At 70.3% G+C, this 15,791-nt stretch carries 17 protein-coding genes and 1 tRNA gene; 6 read left to right on the plus strand and 12 right to left on the minus strand.

Annotated elements, in window-relative coordinates; translation table 11 throughout:
• Positions 1–4 precede the first annotated feature (4 nt).
• Positions 5–796, minus strand: a complete 792-nt coding sequence (locus tag DEJ29_RS14065; RefSeq protein ID WP_111095829.1) for an MSMEG_4193 family putative phosphomutase — start codon at positions 794–796, stop codon at positions 5–7.
• Positions 797–864: 68 nt separating this feature from the next.
• Between DEJ29_RS14065 and DEJ29_RS14070 the strand changes: the two genes are divergently transcribed.
• The 3 genes from DEJ29_RS14070 to DEJ29_RS14080 all read left to right on the plus strand — a co-directional run bounded on the left by DEJ29_RS14070 (position 865) and on the right by DEJ29_RS14080 (position 3,752).
• Positions 865–2,082, plus strand: a complete 1,218-nt coding sequence (locus DEJ29_RS14070; protein WP_111095830.1) for an MFS transporter — start codon at positions 865–867, stop codon at positions 2,080–2,082.
• Positions 2,083–2,092: 10 nt separating this feature from the next.
• The gene (locus tag DEJ29_RS14075) at positions 2,093–3,247 is read left to right on the plus strand and encodes an AI-2E family transporter (RefSeq protein ID WP_111095831.1); all 1,155 of its coding nucleotides are present in this window, start codon (positions 2,093–2,095) and stop codon (positions 3,245–3,247) included.
• Positions 3,248–3,323: 76 nt separating this feature from the next.
• The gene (locus tag DEJ29_RS14080) at positions 3,324–3,752 is read left to right on the plus strand and encodes a BLUF domain-containing protein (RefSeq protein WP_110865510.1); all 429 of its coding nucleotides are present in this window, start codon (positions 3,324–3,326) and stop codon (positions 3,750–3,752) included.
• 24 nt (positions 3,753–3,776) lie between these two features.
• Here DEJ29_RS14080 and DEJ29_RS14085 read toward each other — a convergent pair whose 3' ends face one another.
• The 5 genes from DEJ29_RS14085 to DEJ29_RS14105 form a co-directional block, all read right to left on the minus strand.
• A complete protein-coding gene (locus DEJ29_RS14085; RefSeq protein WP_146248398.1) occupies positions 3,777–4,385 on the minus strand; it encodes a ScbR family autoregulator-binding transcription factor in 609 nt (202 codons plus the stop codon).
• A 108-nt stretch (positions 4,386–4,493) separates the two neighbouring features.
• On the minus strand, positions 4,494–4,964 hold the full coding sequence (locus DEJ29_RS14090; protein WP_051596847.1) for a BLUF domain-containing protein: 471 nt from the start codon (positions 4,962–4,964) through the stop codon (positions 4,494–4,496).
• A gap of 145 nt (positions 4,965–5,109) precedes the next feature.
• Positions 5,110–6,483 (minus strand): ABC transporter substrate-binding protein, encoded by a 1,374-nt coding sequence (locus DEJ29_RS14095; protein WP_220037363.1) that lies wholly within the window; start codon positions 6,481–6,483, stop codon positions 5,110–5,112.
• A 26-nt stretch (positions 6,484–6,509) separates the two neighbouring features.
• Entirely contained in the window at positions 6,510–7,451 is a 942-nt protein-coding gene (locus DEJ29_RS14100) for a carbohydrate ABC transporter permease (RefSeq protein WP_027466099.1), read from the minus strand.
• A gap of 11 nt (positions 7,452–7,462) precedes the next feature.
• Positions 7,463–8,437, minus strand: a complete 975-nt coding sequence (locus DEJ29_RS14105; RefSeq protein ID WP_228516654.1) for a carbohydrate ABC transporter permease — start codon at positions 8,435–8,437, stop codon at positions 7,463–7,465.
• Between the two features lie 202 nt (positions 8,438–8,639).
• Here DEJ29_RS14105 and DEJ29_RS14110 point away from each other — a divergent pair, with 202 nt between their 5' ends.
• Both DEJ29_RS14110 and DEJ29_RS14115 read left to right on the plus strand, forming a co-directional pair.
• Positions 8,640–9,890: a Gfo/Idh/MocA family protein gene (locus tag DEJ29_RS14110; RefSeq protein ID WP_502866879.1), complete on the plus strand. Its 1,251-nt coding sequence runs from the start codon at positions 8,640–8,642 to the stop codon at positions 9,888–9,890.
• Positions 9,891–9,966: 76 nt separating this feature from the next.
• Complete coding sequence (locus tag DEJ29_RS14115; protein ID WP_258376017.1) at positions 9,967–10,980, plus strand: LacI family DNA-binding transcriptional regulator; 1,014 nt, start codon at positions 9,967–9,969, stop codon at positions 10,978–10,980.
• Between the two features lie 71 nt (positions 10,981–11,051).
• On the opposite strand, the gene DEJ29_RS14120 is transcribed toward DEJ29_RS14115, so the two are convergent.
• Positions 11,052–11,507 carry a winged helix-turn-helix transcriptional regulator gene (locus DEJ29_RS14120; protein WP_111032919.1) on the minus strand — a complete coding sequence of 152 codons (456 nt, stop codon included), beginning with the start codon at positions 11,505–11,507 and terminating at the stop codon, positions 11,052–11,054.
• Between the two features lie 84 nt (positions 11,508–11,591).
• Here DEJ29_RS14120 and DEJ29_RS14125 point away from each other — a divergent pair, with 84 nt between their 5' ends.
• Positions 11,592–12,287, plus strand: coding sequence for an SDR family oxidoreductase (locus tag DEJ29_RS14125; RefSeq protein WP_111095835.1), 696 nt, complete (start codon positions 11,592–11,594; stop codon positions 12,285–12,287).
• 84 nt (positions 12,288–12,371) lie between these two features.
• Here DEJ29_RS14125 and DEJ29_RS14130 read toward each other — a convergent pair whose 3' ends face one another.
• From DEJ29_RS14130 to serS, 5 genes are all read right to left on the minus strand, one after another.
• A complete protein-coding gene (locus DEJ29_RS14130) occupies positions 12,372–12,935 on the minus strand; it encodes a GrpB family protein (protein ID WP_111095836.1) in 564 nt (187 codons plus the stop codon).
• Positions 12,932–13,480, minus strand: a complete 549-nt coding sequence (locus DEJ29_RS14135; RefSeq protein ID WP_111095837.1) for a GNAT family N-acetyltransferase — start codon at positions 13,478–13,480, stop codon at positions 12,932–12,934. The genes DEJ29_RS14130 and DEJ29_RS14135 overlap by 4 nt, the downstream gene beginning before the upstream one ends.
• Before the next feature lie 2 nt (positions 13,481–13,482).
• Positions 13,483–13,567: transfer RNA gene (locus DEJ29_RS14140), tRNA-Ser, on the minus strand.
• 83 nt (positions 13,568–13,650) lie between these two features.
• Positions 13,651–14,514 (minus strand): HAD family hydrolase, encoded by an 864-nt coding sequence (locus DEJ29_RS14145; RefSeq protein ID WP_111095838.1) that lies wholly within the window; start codon positions 14,512–14,514, stop codon positions 13,651–13,653.
• A complete protein-coding gene (gene serS, locus DEJ29_RS14150) occupies positions 14,511–15,776 on the minus strand; it encodes a serine--tRNA ligase (RefSeq protein WP_110862423.1) in 1,266 nt (421 codons plus the stop codon). Before serS ends, DEJ29_RS14145 begins: the two co-directional genes overlap by 4 nt.
• Positions 15,777–15,791: the final 15 nt, after the last annotated feature.

Raw genomic sequence — 15,791 nt, forward strand, 5'->3', positions numbered from 1 at the left:
CCGTTCAGGGTCCGGCAGGACCCGCGGGCGCGTCGGGCGCCGGACGCCCGGTGCCGGTGTGCGCATCGGGTTCCGGATGGCCCGCGCCGCCGCCGACCGCGGCGTCCCCGCTGGGTGCCGGGGCGGTGCGCAGCCAGGACAGGTCACCGGACTCGGTGTTCGTCGCGACGACCTCGGGGCGGTGCTCGCCGTAGCGCACGACGGACACCGAGGCCGGGCCGACGCCGATGCGCTGGAACAGGTCCAGGTGCATGCCGAAGGCGTCGGCGAGGACGCTCTTGATGATGTCGCCGTGGCTCACCGCGACCCAGACGGCGCCGGGTCCGTGCTTAGCCTCCACCTCGGCGTCGATGCGCCGGACGGCCGCGACGGCCCGGGACTGCATCGTCTGCATGGACTCGCCGCCGGGGAACACGACGGCGCTCGGGTTCGCCTGCACCGTGCGCCAGAGGGGCTCCTTCGCCAGGTCGGCGAGCTTCCGGCCCTGCCACTGCCCGTAGTCGGCCTCGGTGATGGCCCGCTCGATCAGCGAGGCGGGTGGCCCGGCCGGCCGGTCGGTCTGCCGGTCCGTCTGCCGGTCCGTCTGCCGGTCCAGGATCGCGCGGGCGGTCTGCCGGCAGCGCTCGAGCGGACTCGACACGACGGCGACGACGGGCACCGCGGCGATGCGCTCCGCGGTCCGCTCGGCCTGGGTGCGGCCGACGGCGTCGAGTCGCACGCCGGCGGTGCGTCCGGCCAGGACGCCGGTGGCGTTCGCGGTGGTGCGTCCGTGACGGACGAGGAGGACGGTCGCCATGCGCCCGATCCTAAGCGCGGGACGCGGTCGCCCTTGACGGGCCGCCCGGGGACCGATCAGATGGGGGCATGGCCGGGCGGCATCGACTCGCACTCTTCGCCACGTCGACGGTGACCGGGTTCGGGATCGCGACGTGGATCACCCGGACGCCCGCGATCCGCGATGAGCTCGGCGCCTCGATCGAGGCGATGGGCCTCGTCCTGCTCGGGCTGTCGATCGGGTCGATGATCGGGATCCTCGGTGCCGGGGCGCTGGTGCGACGGACCGGCAACCGCCCGCTGATCCTGCTCGGGGGCGCGCTGCCCGTCGTCGGCATGGTGCTCGTCGCGCTGCTCGCCCCGGCGCAGGTCGCCGCCGGGGTCTGGGCTGGGCTGTTCCTGATCGGCTTCGGGGCGGGCGTCGCCGAGATCGGGCTGAACGTCGAGGCCGCCGCGGTCGAACGGCAGATCGGGCGACCGGTCGTGCCGGTGCTGCACGCGTGCTTCAGCCTCGGCAGCGTGGTCGGTGGGGTCGTCGGCATCGCCATGACGGCGGCGGGGACCCCGGTCCGGGTGCACCTGCTCGTCGGCGCCGCGGTGATGGCCGCGCTGGCGGTGTTCGCGGCGCTGAACCTGCGGCCGGTGCCCCGTGAGACACCGACCGATGCGCCCGCCGATGCCCCCGGCGCCCGCAAGGGAGCCCGCCGCTCCGTCCTCACCGTGCAGCTCGCCATGATCGCCGTCATCACCCTGGCGATGGCCTTCGCCGAGGGTGCCGCGAGCGACTGGCTCCCGCTGCTGATGACCACCGACCACGATGCTCCCGAGTCCGTCGGGTCCCTCGTGTTCACCGGGTTCGCCCTCGCCATGCTCATCGGTCGGGCGGCCGGCACTCCGCTCGTCGCCCGGTTCGGTCGCGCCCCGGTCGTCCGGGTCTGTGCCGCGGTCGGTGCGGTGGGGGTCCTGCTCGTCGTGCTGTCACCGAATCCGGTCGTCACCGCGGCAGCCGCCGGCGTCTGGGGGCTCGGCATCGCCCTCGGGTTCCCCCTGTCGATCTCCGCCGCGGGCGACCACCCCACCGACGGCGACCGACGGGTCTCGGTGGTGGCCACCGCCGGGTACATCGCGTTCCTGGTGGGGCCGCCGCTGCTCGGCTTCGTCGGGGAGCACCTCGGCCTGCAGACGGCGATGCTCGTGCCGCTCGTCCTGCTGGTCGCGGCGTTCCTGGTCACCCCGGCGACGCGGGGACAGGACACCGGGCGGACGATCGAGCCGTCGGAACCGGCGCGGCGGCCGTCCGGTCGGTAGCGTCTCCGGCATGCCGTTCTTCCGCGACGCTCCGCGCCCGACCACCCCAGCCCCGCCGTCCAGGGTCCAGGCCGCGTGGTCCGACTCCGCCGGGCACTTTGCGACCCGGTGTCTGCAGCTCATCATCGTCGTGGTGGTCGTCGCCGGCGTCGTCTGGGCGAGCAACATCCTGAGCGTCGTCACGATCCCGGTGCTCCTCGCGCTCATCATCGCGTCGGCCATGCACCCCGTGGTGTCGTGGCTCCGCAAGCACCGGGTGCCGTCGGTGCTGGCCACCCTCGCGGTGCTCATCGGCGTCCTCGCGATCCTGGGGCTGATCGGCTGGCTCATCGTCGTCGCCGTCGAGAACCAGTGGGCGCAGCTGCAGAAGTCGGCAGTCGACGGGTTCCAGCAACTGCAGGAGTTCGCGAAGAACCTGCCGTTCTCGATCTCCGACAAGCAGATCGACGACGCAGTCGCCGGAGCCTCCGACTTCGTCACGAGCGCGCAGTTCGGGTCCGGTGCCCTCGCCGGCGCCTCGGCCACCGCGAACTTCCTGACCGGGCTCGTCCTGATGATCGTCGTGCTGTTCTTCTTCCTGAAGGACGGCCCGAGCATCTGGGAGTTCCTGCTCCGCCCCTTCACCGGTGAGCGCTACGCCCGTGCACGCCGCGTCGGCGACCGGGTCGTCTCGACCCTCGGTGGGTACGTCCGCGGCACCGCCACGGTCGCGGCGGTCGACGCGATCGGCATCGGTGTCGGCATCGCGATCGTCGGCGTGCCCCTCGCCCTGCCGCTGGCCGTCATCGTGTTCATCACGGCGTTCATCCCGATCGTCGGTGCGACCGCCGCCGGCATCCTCGCCGCCCTGGTCGCGCTCGTGGCCCTCGGCCCGGTGCAGGCGCTCATCGTGATCGGCATCGTGATCGTCGTGAACCAGCTCGAGGGCAACTTCCTGCAGCCGGTCCTGATGGGTCGCACCCTCAAGCTGCACGGCCTCGTCATCCTGATCGGGCTGACCGCCGGCACCGTCCTCGCCGGCATCACCGGCGCGATCATCTCGGTGCCGCTGATCGCCGCGGCCTGGGGCGCGATCCTGGTGTGGGACGGCCCGAACACCCCGGCCCGTCCGTGGCGGAAGAAGCGCAACGAGGACGTCACCGCGCACGAGCTGCCGCAGGGCTGATCCGCAGCGCCGATGGGCAGGGCGCGTTGCGGACATCCGCTTCGCGCAACGGCCTTCCACCCAGCAGGATGGAGGAGTGCTCGTCTCCATCGTCTACATGAGCCGTGCCGTCGTCCCCTTCGACGACCAGGCCATGGCGGTGCTGCTCGCGGAGTCCCGGCTACGCAACGAAGCGCTCGGGGTCTCCGGGCTCCTGCTCGCCAAGGGCGGCCGGTTCATGCAGCTGCTCGAGGGGCCGGCGTGGAGCGTGCAGGACCGGTACGACGTGATCGCGAAGGACCGACGGCACGGTGAGGTGAAGTCACTCGTGCGCGAGGACATCGAGCGCCGACGGTTCGACGGCTGGTCGATGGCCTACCGCGCGCTCGACGACTCGGACATCCGGTCCGAGGAGGGCTTCAGTCCCTTCCTCTCCGGCACGATGGACTTCCCGCGCTCGTTCGACCGGACCAGTGCGGCCTGGCTGCTGAAGTGGTTCCGCGACCGCGAGCTGCACGACCTCTGATCCGACCCCGCACGCCGTCACGGATCAGCCTTCGCCGAACGCGTCCTCGACGACGTCGAGCAGCCGGTCGCGGTGCTTCGGGTCCGCCGTCGCCGCGATCACCACGCGCCACATCGTCGCCACGGCCGGCATCAGGTCGGTGCGCCGCGTCCGGACGTCGGACACGAGCTGCACGCCGGTGAAGTAGGGCACCACCGTCGACCCGAGCTGCTCCGCGGTCAGGTCCGTCCGGAGTTCCCCGCTCGCGACCGCCAACCGGAACACGTCGACGATCCCGCCGATCCACTGCTCGTAGAAGCTCAGCGTCGCGGTCTGGAACTCGCCGCGCTCCAGCGACAGCCGGATCCCCGCCCGCACGATCGGGTCGGTCCGGAGCAGGTCGGCGATGCCGTGCGACGCACCGATCAGCGCGGCGACCGGCGAGCTGTCGGTGTGGCTGACGACGTCGAAGGTGCGGGCGTTCTGCTCGCCGATGACGCCGAGCGCCAGGGCGAGCTTCGTCGGGAAGTGGAAGTGCAGGGTGCCCTGCGAGACGCCCGCCGCGCGGGCGATGCCCGCGATCGTCGCGCCGGCGAAGCCGACGCGGTCGAACTCCTCCGCCGCGGCCACCAGGATCTGCTCACGTCGTTCCACGGGACCAGTCTCACAGTCTGGAGGGACGGTGCCAGCTGGCACCGCGCCTCCAGTCCGAGGGGTGGTGCGTCTCAGGCCGCGTGCCGGCAGTCCGAGGTATGGTGCGGCTCAGGCCGCGTGCCGGCCGAGCGTGATGCGCTCCTCGGGCAGGTCCTGCAGGTCGCGCCCACGGAACCAGCGGAGCAGCCAGTCGGCGGGCGTGCCCGCCACCCCGGTCGGCAGACCGGTGCGGTCGCTGAGGAAGGTACTGAACCCGGGCTCGTCACGGAGCTCGTCCCCGGTCGGGCTGCCGAACGCCATCGCCCAGCCGTCGAACCGACGCGTGCTGATGGACTCACGCGACAACGACTTCACGCCGGTGTGCCGCGGGTCGCGCTCGATCGCGGCGAAGCGGTCCTCGACGCTCCAGACCGGACCCTCGAGCACCTGCATGAAACGGCCGCCCTTGGCGAGCAGGAGCCCGGAGACGCCGAGCGCGTGGTTGCGGAGCCGCGCCTCACGCAGCATGGCGACCAGCTGGTCGTCGGTCAGGTCGTCGACGGCGACGGACATGTAGACGAGGGAGGTGAGGGAGGTCATCCCCTGCAGTCTGGGTCGTGGTCGGCGGCACGGTCAACGCGTCGTCCGCACACCGCACCGAACGGTGCGGCATGCGGACGACGGGCGGGGTGTCGGGTTTCGGGTTCCGGGTTTCGGGTTTCGGGTTTCGGGTTTCGGGTTTCGATCAGGTGAGGGCGAGCAGGTTGTTGACCTGTTCGTTGACCCCGGTCAGCGTCGAGATCGGCTTGCCGTTCGCGTAGACGTCGTCGAAGGCGGGCTGCAGCAGGGCCTGCACGTCGGCGGGGTTCTTCGTGACCGGGAACAGGAACGTGGTGTCCTCCTCGACCTGCCGGGTGAACGCCGAGACGTCGAGCCCGCGCTTCCGGAACGACGCCACGGCAGCCTCGGTGCCCGCGGGACGAGCGGGGAACACGATCCCGCTCTCACCGACGATCCGCTGCGCCTCGTCGCTGCCCAGGAACGCCACCCACTTCGCCGCGGCCTCGGGGTCCTTCGCCTGCTTCGTGATCGAGTCGCCGAGCCCGTTGAACATCGACGCACGATGACCCGACGGGCCGATCGGGGTCGGGGCGACCGCGACGTCGAGGTCCTCCATGCCGAGGTACGAACCGATCATCCACGAGCCGTTGAACGACAGCGCGCACTTGCCGGCGCCGAGCTGGACCTCGGGCCCGGTCGTGGTGGAGAACACCCCGTACTTCGCCATGTAGCCCTTCTCGGCCAGCCGGTAGTACCAGGCGAGGGTGTCCTGCACGACCCGCTCGTCGTAGCGGAACCTGTCGCCCCACGGGTTCTCGTTCGTGTAGAACCAGTCGACCGATCCGGTGAACGGTGACCACTGGGTCTGGCCGAAGCCGTCACCGCCCGAGCCGTTCGACGAGATGCCGTAGACGGCGACGTCGTCCTTGTCGAAGCCGTCCTCGTCGCCACGTCGGCCCTTCGAGTCGACGGTCAGCCGTGCGAGCATCCGCTCGAACGTGCCGCCGTCCTCCGGGTTCCACTCGAGCGACCCGAGTTCCTCGGCGGAGACCCCGGCCTTCGCCATCGCCTTCCTGTCGTAGAACATCGCGACGGTGTCCCAGTCCTTCGGCGAGCCGTAGCGGTGGCCGTCCTGGTCCTTCCACAGTTCGGCGAGTCCGGACTGGTAGTCGTCGTCCCGGATGCCCTTCGTGGCGTCGAGTTCGTCGAGCTTGTAGAGCACGTCGAGGTCGGCGTACTGCGGGAACTTCGTCAGGTGGTCGGTGAAGACGTCGGGCGCGGTGCCGGCGATGAAGCCCGCGGTGAGCTTGGTCCAGTAGTCGTTCCACCCGAGCTGGGTGATCTTCACGGTGATGTCCGGGTTCGCGCGGTGGAACGCGTCGGCGACGGCCTGGTACGCGGGCTGCTGGTTGGCGTCCCAGAGCCAGTAGCTCACGGTGCGCGCACCCGACCGGTTCGTCGTGCGGCGACCGGGCGACGAGCAGGCGGCGAGCGCGCCGAGGGCCAGGGCGGAGGCGCCGCCGGCGAAGAGCGTGCGGCGGGTCAGTTGGTTCGTCATGGTGTTCGTCCTGTCCGACAGCCGGGTCACTTGATCCCGGAGAAGCCGATGGAGTTGACGATCCGCTTGGCGAAGACGCCGAACAGCAGGATCATCGGGAGCGCCGCCACCAGGGTGGCGGCCATGAGCCCGGCCCAGTCGGTGCCGGACTGCGGGGTCTGCGACTTGAAGACGCCGAGCGCGACGGTCAGCACCCGCGAGCTGTCCGTGTACGACACCATGAGCGGCCAGAAGTAGTCGTTCCAGCTCGTGATGTACGTCAGCACGGCGAGCGTGGCGATCGGGGCCGCGGCCATCGGGATGACGAGCCGGAAGAACACGCGGACCTTCCCGGCGCCGTCGATGAGCGCCGCCTCTTCGACCTCCTTCGAGATGCCGAGGAAGAACTGCCGCAGGAAGAACACCGCGAACGGGGTCATGAACATCGTCGGCAGGGCGATGCCGAGCAGGTTGTCGACGAGCCCGAGCTGCTTGATGAGGGTGAAGTTCGGCAGCAGCGTGAAGATCGCGGGGACCATCAGCCCGGCCAGGAACACCCCGAACACCTTGTCGCGACCGGGCCAGCGCAGCCGGGCGAAGGCGTAGGCGGCCGCTGCCGAGAAGAACACCTGGCCGACGGTGACGAGCGTCGACACCAGGATCGAGTTGAGCAGGTACCGCCAGAAGTTCAGCGCGGCGCCGGAGCCGCCCTGCGCCAACGCCTCTTCGGTGGACTGCAGGCCGAAGACCCGCTCGAACCCGCCCAGGCTGAAGCCGACGGGCAGCAGCGAGGTGGGGTCGGAGTTGATCGCGGTGTTCGACGACAGCGCGGTGCGCAGGATCCAGTAGAACGGGAACAGGGTGACGACGATGACGAGGATCATCGCGACCCAGGCGAGCACCCGGCCGAGCGACGGGCGACGACGGTGGCCGGCGCCCATCCGCGGCGGGCGGGACGTGGTGACGGAACGGGTGAGTGTCGTGGTCATGGCGCTTCCGTTCAGTCCAGGTCGGACTCACCCGAGCGGGTGAGGCGGTACTGGATGATCGTGATGATGCTGAGGACGATGAGGAGCGCGACCGAGACCGCGGACGCGTAGCCGAACTGGAACCGGCCGAACGCCAGGTTGTAGATGTAGTTCTGCACGACGTTCGTGGCGTTCGCGGGGCCGCCCTGCGTGGTGACGGCGACGGTGTCGAACACCTGGAACGACCCGATCACGGTGATGATCAGCACCAGGGACAGGATCGGGCGGAGCAGTGGCACCGTGATGCGCCAGAACATCTTCCACTCGCTCGCACCGTCGATGCGTCCGGCCTCGTACACGGTCTCGGGCAGCGACTGCAGGCCGGCGAAGATGAGCAGTGCCGTGTAGCCGACGTGCCGCCAGACGTTGATGAGCGCGATCGAGGGGATGCCCCAGACGTCGCTCTGCAGGAACGGGATGCGGTCGAGCCCGAGTGCGGCGAGCATCTCGTTGCCGATGCCGAGCTGGGTGTCGAGGATCCAGAGCCAGACCAGGGCGGCGACGACATTCGACACCAGGTACGGCGCGAGCACGATGCCGCGCACGAAGGTCGACTTGGTCAGGCGGTGCATCATCACGGCGATGAACAGCGCGACGACGGTCTGGATGACGATGTTGATGAGGACGTACTCGACGGTCACCACCATCGAGTGCCAGAAGATCGAGTCCTGCACCAGGCGGGCGTAGTTCTGCAGGCCGGTGAACTCGGGCTCGGTGAGCAGGTTGTACGACGTGAAGCTCAGGTAGATGCCCCGCACGGTCGGCCAGGCGAGGAACACCGCGAACCCGACGGCTGCCGGGGCGATGAAGACGAGCGCGAGCCACAGGTCGTTCCTGGGGCGGCGCCGTGGTGCGGTGGTGCGGGCACGGGCGAGGTCGGCGGACCGACTCCTCCGTCTCGTGCTGGCGGTCGTCAAGGGTGACGACACAGGGCTCTCGGTTGCCATCGCGACTCCTTCGTCTGCGGTGGACTGACGTGCAGCAGTCCGTGAGCCGGGAATCTACACGTGGGGACCACTGCTCGCAAGAGGCTCTTTCCGGGCTGTCGACAGGGGTTGTCACGTGTAGACAGCCCGTGTCAGGATGGCGCTCGATCGCATCGGAGCGACCCGCTCGGCGACGCATCCCACACCCCTGGAAAGGTCACTGATGATCTCTGTCGGAATGGTCGGCGCGGGCCAGTTCGCCCCCCAGTTCGCCAAGCTGTTCAAGCTCCACCCCGACGTGGACCGGGTCTACGTCACGGACTTCGTCGGCGAGCGCGCGTCCGAACTCGTCGAGACGCAGCACCTCGACGGCACGTTCCCGGACTTCGACGCCGTCCTCGCCTCGGACGTCGACGCCGTCGCGATCTTCACGCAGCGCTGGACCCACGGCCCGCTCGTGGTCAAGGCCCTGCGCGCCGGCAAGCACGTGTACTCCGCCGTGCCGATGGCGATCTCGGTCGACGAGATCCGCGACATCATCCAGGCGGTCCGCGAGACCGGCCTGACCTACATGATGGGCGAGACGAGCTACTACAACCCCGCGACGGTGTTCGCCCGCAAGCAGGTCGCCGCCGGCGCCTTCGGCCGGGTGTTCTACGCCGAGGGCGACTACGTGCACGACATGGACCTCGGCTTCTACGCCGCGTACCAGTACAGCGGCGGCGACGAGTGGAAGCGCACCGCCAGCTACCCGCCCATGCTCTACCCGACGCACTCGGTCGGCGGGGTCCTCGGTGCGATCCCCGGGCACGCGGTCAGCGTCAGCTGCATCGGCGTGAAGGACGACCGCGGTGACGGCGTCTTCGACAAGGACGTCAGCCAGTTCGACAACGACTTCTCGAACGCCACCGCCCTGTTCGAGCTCGACAACGGCGGGGTCATGCGCATCAACGAGATGCGTCGCGTCGGCTACCCGTCGCACATCCGCGAATCACGGTTCCGCTACTTCGGCACCGAGGCCAGCTTCGAGCAGCTCGCGAAGACCAGTGTCTGGCAGGACAAGGAGGACTCGTACGACATCAGCGACAAGATCGACACCCAGGCGACGATGTCCCTCGACGACCCGCGCCTGGCCGACGTCGACCCGTCCCTGCGCGACGCGTTCGTCTCCGGCTACGCCGAGGTGCACGACACCGACCGTCTGCCCGCCGAGTACGACGGTGTGCCGACCGGGCACGAGGGCAGCCACCAGTTCCTCGCCGACGACTTCGTCCGCGCCGTCGTTGACCGCACCCTGCCGCCGGTGAACGCCTGGACCGCCGCTCGCTTCACCCTGCCGGGCATCATCGCCCACCAGTCCGCGCTGCAGGGCGGCGCACGCCTCGACGTGCCGGACTTCGGCGACGCCCCCGAGACGGCGAGCGCACGGACGTCAGCAGACAGCACGTCGTCGGCTACGATCGCGTCCGAGTAACACGTGTCGTTCGGGTGCCGGTCCGTCGTGGGCCGGCACCCGAACGACGCTCCCGGACCCGACGAAGGTGGCACCCGTGACCGTCCCGACGAACCCCAGGGCGGTCACCCGTGCGGACGTCGCCCGCTACGCCGGGGTCAGCACGTCCGTCGTCAGCTACGTCGTGCACGACGGACCGCGCCCCGTGGCCGCCACCACCGCCGCCCGGGTGCGCGAGGCCATCCGCGTCCTCGGCTACCGCCCGAACGCGAGCGCCCAGGCCCTGCGCACCGGCTCGTCGAAGATGCTCGGCCTGATCGTGCCCGAACTCGACAACCCGTTCTGGTCGGAGCTCGCCGTCGCCGTCACCCACGCCGCCGCCGCACGCGGCTACGACGTCCTGCTCGCCAACAGCGACGGTGACGCCGCCCAGGAGCGCGAGCGACTCCGCAGCCTGTCCGCGCGCCAGGTCGACGGCATCATCGTGACGAGCATCATGACCCACCCGGACCTGTCGACCGTCACCGACCCCGGCCTGCCGATGGTCCTGCTCAACACGTTCTTCGAGGTCCCCGAGTACGCCAGCATCGGTGTCGACGCCCTGGGTGGCGCTCTCGACGGCACGCAGCACCTGGTCGAGCACGGCTACCGCTCGATCGGCCTCGTGATGGGGCACACCGGCTCGATGGAGCTCCGCGAGCAGGGCTGGATGCGTGCCCTGCGCCAGGCTGGCCTGCCCGACGGGCCCATCGTCCGCACCGACTTCACCCGGCGCGGTGGCTACGAAGCCGGCCTCCGCATGTTCGCCGACGAGACCGGACCCCGAGCCGTCTTCGTCAGTTCGGACATGCAGGCGATCGGCGTCATGCGCGCACTGTGGGAACTCGGTCTGCGCGTCCCCGAGGACGTCGCGATCGTGTCGTTCGACGGCGCGGCCGAGGCGGACTACACGAACCCGCAGCTCACCACGGTCCGGCAGCCGATCGAGACGATGGCGGTCGCCGCGGTCGACCGTGTGCTCGGCCTCGACGCCGACAACCAGTGGCACCGCGACCTGGTCCCCGCCGAGTTGGTCCTCGGCGCGAGTTGCGGGTGCGACGTGCGGCGCTGACGCACCCAAAAGCGGACTGGAGGTTCGGGGGCGGGGCCGCCACGGGCCTCCTGTCCGTCAGCCGGTCGTGTTCAGGACGCCGGCTCCATGACGGCGCGGAGGCGCGCGGTCGGGATGCGCTCCTGCGCATCCACGGTCACGGCGGCAGCCTCGACCGCCTCACCGGTCTCGGCGTCGACGAAGCGCAGGTCCGACGCCCGCTCGGACGGCCGGTGCCGGTCGGCCCAGCCGCCGAGCGCGAGCAGCACGAGCGACAGGTCCCGGCCGGCGTCGGTCAGGACGTACTCCTCGCGGGCACGGGCGCCCTCGGGCTTGTAGGTCGTGCGCTCGAGCACTCCCCCGTCGACGAGTGAGGCCAGGCGTGCGGTCAGGACCTCGCGCGGGATGCCGAGGCTCTGCTGGAACTGGCTGAAGCGGGTCGAGCCACCGACGGCGTCGCGGACGATCATGAGCGTCCACTTCTCGCCGAGGACGTCCAGGGAGCGTGCGATGGGGCAGCGCTCGTCGCCGCCGAGGATGCCGAGCATGCATTCATCCTAGCTGGGTTCGATTTCCGGACACAACGTGCTAGGTTCGGTTTCCGTACTCAACTTCTCTTGTCTGGAGCACTCATGACCGACCTCACCAATGCCGTCGTCCTCGTCACCGGAGCGAACGGGGGCCTCGGCGCCGAGTTCGTCCGCCAGGCCCTGGAGCGTGGCGCCACCAAGGTCTACGCGACCGCCCGCAACCCCCGTACCTGGGACGACGAGCGCATCGTCCCGCTCGCCCTCGACGTCACGAGCCAGGAGAGCGTCGACGCCGCGGCCCGCACCGCAGCCGACGTGACCGTCGTCGTGAACAACGCCGGGATCGCCGGCTCTGACCCGCTCGTCGACGTCTCCGTCGAAGAGGTCGAGCGCATCTTCGCCACCAACGTCTTCGGTGCACTCCGCGTCGCCAAGGCCTTCGCCCCCTCGATCGCCAACGGTGCGCTGGTCGATGTGCACTCCGCCCTGAGCTGGGTCGCCCTCGCCGGCGCGTACTCGGCGTCGAAGGCCGCGTTCTGGTCGATCACGAACTCCCTGCGCCTCGAGCTCGCACCCCAGGGCACCCAGGTCGTCGGCGCCCACCTCGGCTACACCGACACCGGCATGATCGCCGACCTCGACGTCGAGAAGTCCGACCCCGCCGACATCGTCCGGTCGATCTGGGACGCGGTCGAGGTCGGCGAGCACGAGGTCCTCGCCGACCAGGTCAGCCGCGACGTCCGTGCCGGCCTGAGCGCCCCGCTCACCGCGCTCTACCCGATGCTCGCCAGCGCCTGAGGCCGGTTCTCGTCGGGACGGTGACGGTTCTGGTTCGCGAAGACCCGGGTTCGTGAACCAGAACCGTCACCCGCCCCGATCGCGTCAGCCGCCCGCGCCGCGGTCGGTGATCCGACGGTTCGTGGCGGTGATGGCGGCGCGCTCGTCGTCAGACAGGCCACCGGCGTGGAGGATCCGGCTCAGCACGTCGCTCTTCCGCTCGATGTAGTCGTCGATGTCCTCGGCCTCGGTGGCTGCCCGGCGTTTCACGGCGGCGTACTCGTCGCGGAGCGCCGGGTCGGCACGCAGCACGTCGCGGACGGCCAGGTGGTTCCGCAGCGCGAGCGACCCGGCCGCGACGACGTAGGTGTTGGTCGGGGCGAACCGCTCCGGTGCCCGGAACGCCTGCCTGTCCGGGACGCCGAGTTCACCGCGCGGCTCGAAGCCGATCGTCGCCATCGCCGCCACTGCAGCCGGGACGTCGGCAGTGTCCACCACGACGTCGACGTCGAGCACGGGCTTCGCCGCCAGGCCCGGCACGGACGTGCTGCCCACGTGCTCGATGCTCCGGAACGTTACATCGGCGTCGTCGAGCGCGGCGGCGTACGCATCGTGCAGCTGCCGGAACCGGTCGGGCCAGGACGACCGGTACTCGACGACCTCGATCACGGGGTCGGGGTCGGCGTCGGCGTCGGCGTCGGCGCGAGGAGCTGGAACATGACGTGGTCGCGCCAGACGCCGTTGATCTTGATGTACTCCGGCGCGAAGCCGTACCGGGTGAAGCCCGCCGACTCGAGCGCGCGCTGCGAGCCGACGTTCTCGGGCAGGGTCTCGGCCTGCACGCGGTGCAGACGGAGCACGTCGAACGCGTGATCGGCCGCCGCGCGGACAGCGCGGGACGCATGGCCCTGGCGCGTGCGGTCGGCGCGGATCCAGTACCCCATCGCGCACGACTGCAGGGCGCCGCGGACGACGCCACTCAGCGTGATGCGGCCGAGGAGTTCCCCGTCGGTCGACTCGATGACGAACGGCACCGCGTTGCCCGCACGCTGCGTGGCGAGGGCCTGCGTGATGACGTCCCGCTGGCCGGACTCCGTGTAGTAAGACGGCGCTCGGGCCGGTTCCCACGGTCGCAGGTGGTCAGCGTTCTCGGTGATGACCGCAGCCAGGACGGCCGCGTCGTCGAGGCGGAGTGGGCGCAACCGTGTGTCCATCGCGGAGGGTGTGGGATTCGAACCCACGAGACATCTCTGCCCACCTGTTTTCAAGACAGGCTCCATCGGCCGCTCGGACAACCCTCCAGTGACGCGACCACGTGGCGAGACGTGATCGCGTCCCGGGAAGTCTACCCGGGCCTCCAGGCAGGGGTGCGCGCGAGCGCGGACTAACGGGGCAGGGAGTCGAGCGCCGCTGCCAGGCCGTCGTCGGTGATGCCGCCGGTGAGCTCGTTGCCGGCGTCGACGACGTCGTCGGGGGCCTGCCCCATGACGACGCCGCGACCGGACGTCGAGGCCCAGCGGAGCATGTCGATGTCGTTGCGGCCGTCACCCGCGGCGAAGACGCGGGAACGCGGGATGTCGAGCCACTCGCGGACGCGCTCCATCGCGGTGGCCTTCGTCACGCCCTCGGGAGCGATGTCGAGCCACGACGTCCAGCCGACGGAGTACGAGACCTTGTGCAGGCCCATCTGCTCGACGATCTGCAGGAAGTCCTCGGTGTCGTGGCCGGGTGAGATGACGACGACGCGGGTGGCCTCGACGCCGAGCAGCTGTTCGAACGGCACGTGCTCGCCCTCGACGGTCATCGTGTCGTCGGGGAAGTTGCCGGACAGCAGGAAGTGACCGGTCTCGTCCTCGACGCCGAACGCGGCGTTCTCGAGCGCGCCGTGGATGGTCTGCAGCACCTCGGACGGGTCGAACCGCTCGACGTGTTCGCGCACGTAGGAGCCGTCGGCTCGACGGGCCAGGATGAGCGCACCGTTGGCGCAGACCAGGTACTTCGGCCGGATGCCGAGGGTCTCGAGCAGGGGCACGGTCATGCCCTCGCTGCGGCCGGTCGAGAGCATGACCTCGTGCCCGGCGGCCTCGGCGTCGCGCACGGCGGCGACCACCGCCTGCGTGATGACACCGTCCTCACGCATGGTGGTGCCGTCGATGTCGAGCGCGACCAACCAGCGCTTGGTGCGGGCGGCCGCGTCGGTGCCCGCGCCCTGCTCGGTGCCGTCCACGGACCGTCCCTGGGTGCTCATCGGGGCTCGATCACCTCGACGCCACCGAGGTAGGGGCGCAGGACCTCCGGCACGACGACGGAACCGTCGGCCTGCTGGTGCGTCTCGAGGATCGCGACGATCCAGCGGGTGGTGGCGAGGGTGCCGTTCAGGGTGGCGACCGGGGCGGTCTTGCCGCTCTCGGTGCGGTACCGGATGTCGAGGCGGCGGGCCTGGAACGTCGTGCAGTTCGACGTCGAGGTGAGTTCGCGGAACGTGCCCTGCGTCGGGACCCAGGCCTCGATGTCGTACTTCTTCGCGGCGCTCGTGCCGAGGTCACCGGCGGCGACGTCGATCACGCGGTAGTGGAGCCCGAGGTCCTGGAGCATCTGCTCCTGGTGGGCAACGAGGCGCTCGTGCTCGGCCTCGGCCTGGTCCGGGTGGACGTAGGCGAACATCTCGAGCTTGTTGAACTGGTGCACGCGGAGGATGCCGCGGTTGTCCTTGCCCGCCGAACCGGCCTCACGCCGGTAGCAGGTCGACCAGCCGGCGTAGCGGTGGGCCTGTCCTTCCTCGAGCGGCAGGATCTCGTCGGCGTGGAACCCGGCGAGGGCGACCTCGCTCGTGCCGGTCAGGTACAGGTCGTCGGCTTCGAGCCGGTAGACCTCGGCCGCGTGCTCGCCGAGGAACCCGGTGCCGGCCATCGTCTCGGGTCGGACGAGCGTCGGGGTGATGAGCGGTTCGAAGCCGGCAGCGATCGCACGGTCGAGGCCGAGCGACATCAGCGCGATCTCGAGCCGGGCGCCCATGCCGCGCAGGAAGTAGAAGCGCGAGCCGGAGACCTTCACGCCACGCGGGATGTCGATGATGCCGAGGTGCTCACCGAGGTCGGCGTGGTCCTTCGGCTCGAAGTCGAACTCGGGCTTGGTGCCGACGGTGCGGAGCGTGACGAAGTCGTCCTCGCCACCCTCGGGGACCCCGGGGAGCACGACGTTCGGGATGCCGCGGACGACGGTGTTGAAGGTGTCCTCGGCCGCGGTGACGGTGGCCTGCGCCTCCTTCACCTTGGCGGCGAGGGCCTGGGCCTGCTGCACGAGCGCGGCCTTCTCGTCCTTCGGGGCCTTGGCGACGGTCTTGCCGAACGCGTTCTGCTCCGCACGGAGCGACTCGAACGAGGTGATCGCGCTGCGGCGGGCGGAATCGGCGGCGACGGCTTCGTCGACGACGGCCACGGAGGCACCACGCGCCTGCTGTGAAGCCTTGATGACGTCCGGGTTGTCGCGAAGCAGCTGTGGATCGATCACCGCCCCATCCTAGAC

Source organism: Curtobacterium sp. MCPF17_021, assembly GCF_003234605.2.
In the GTDB taxonomy this organism is placed as follows: Bacteria; Actinomycetota; Actinomycetes; order Actinomycetales; family Microbacteriaceae; genus Curtobacterium; species Curtobacterium flaccumfaciens.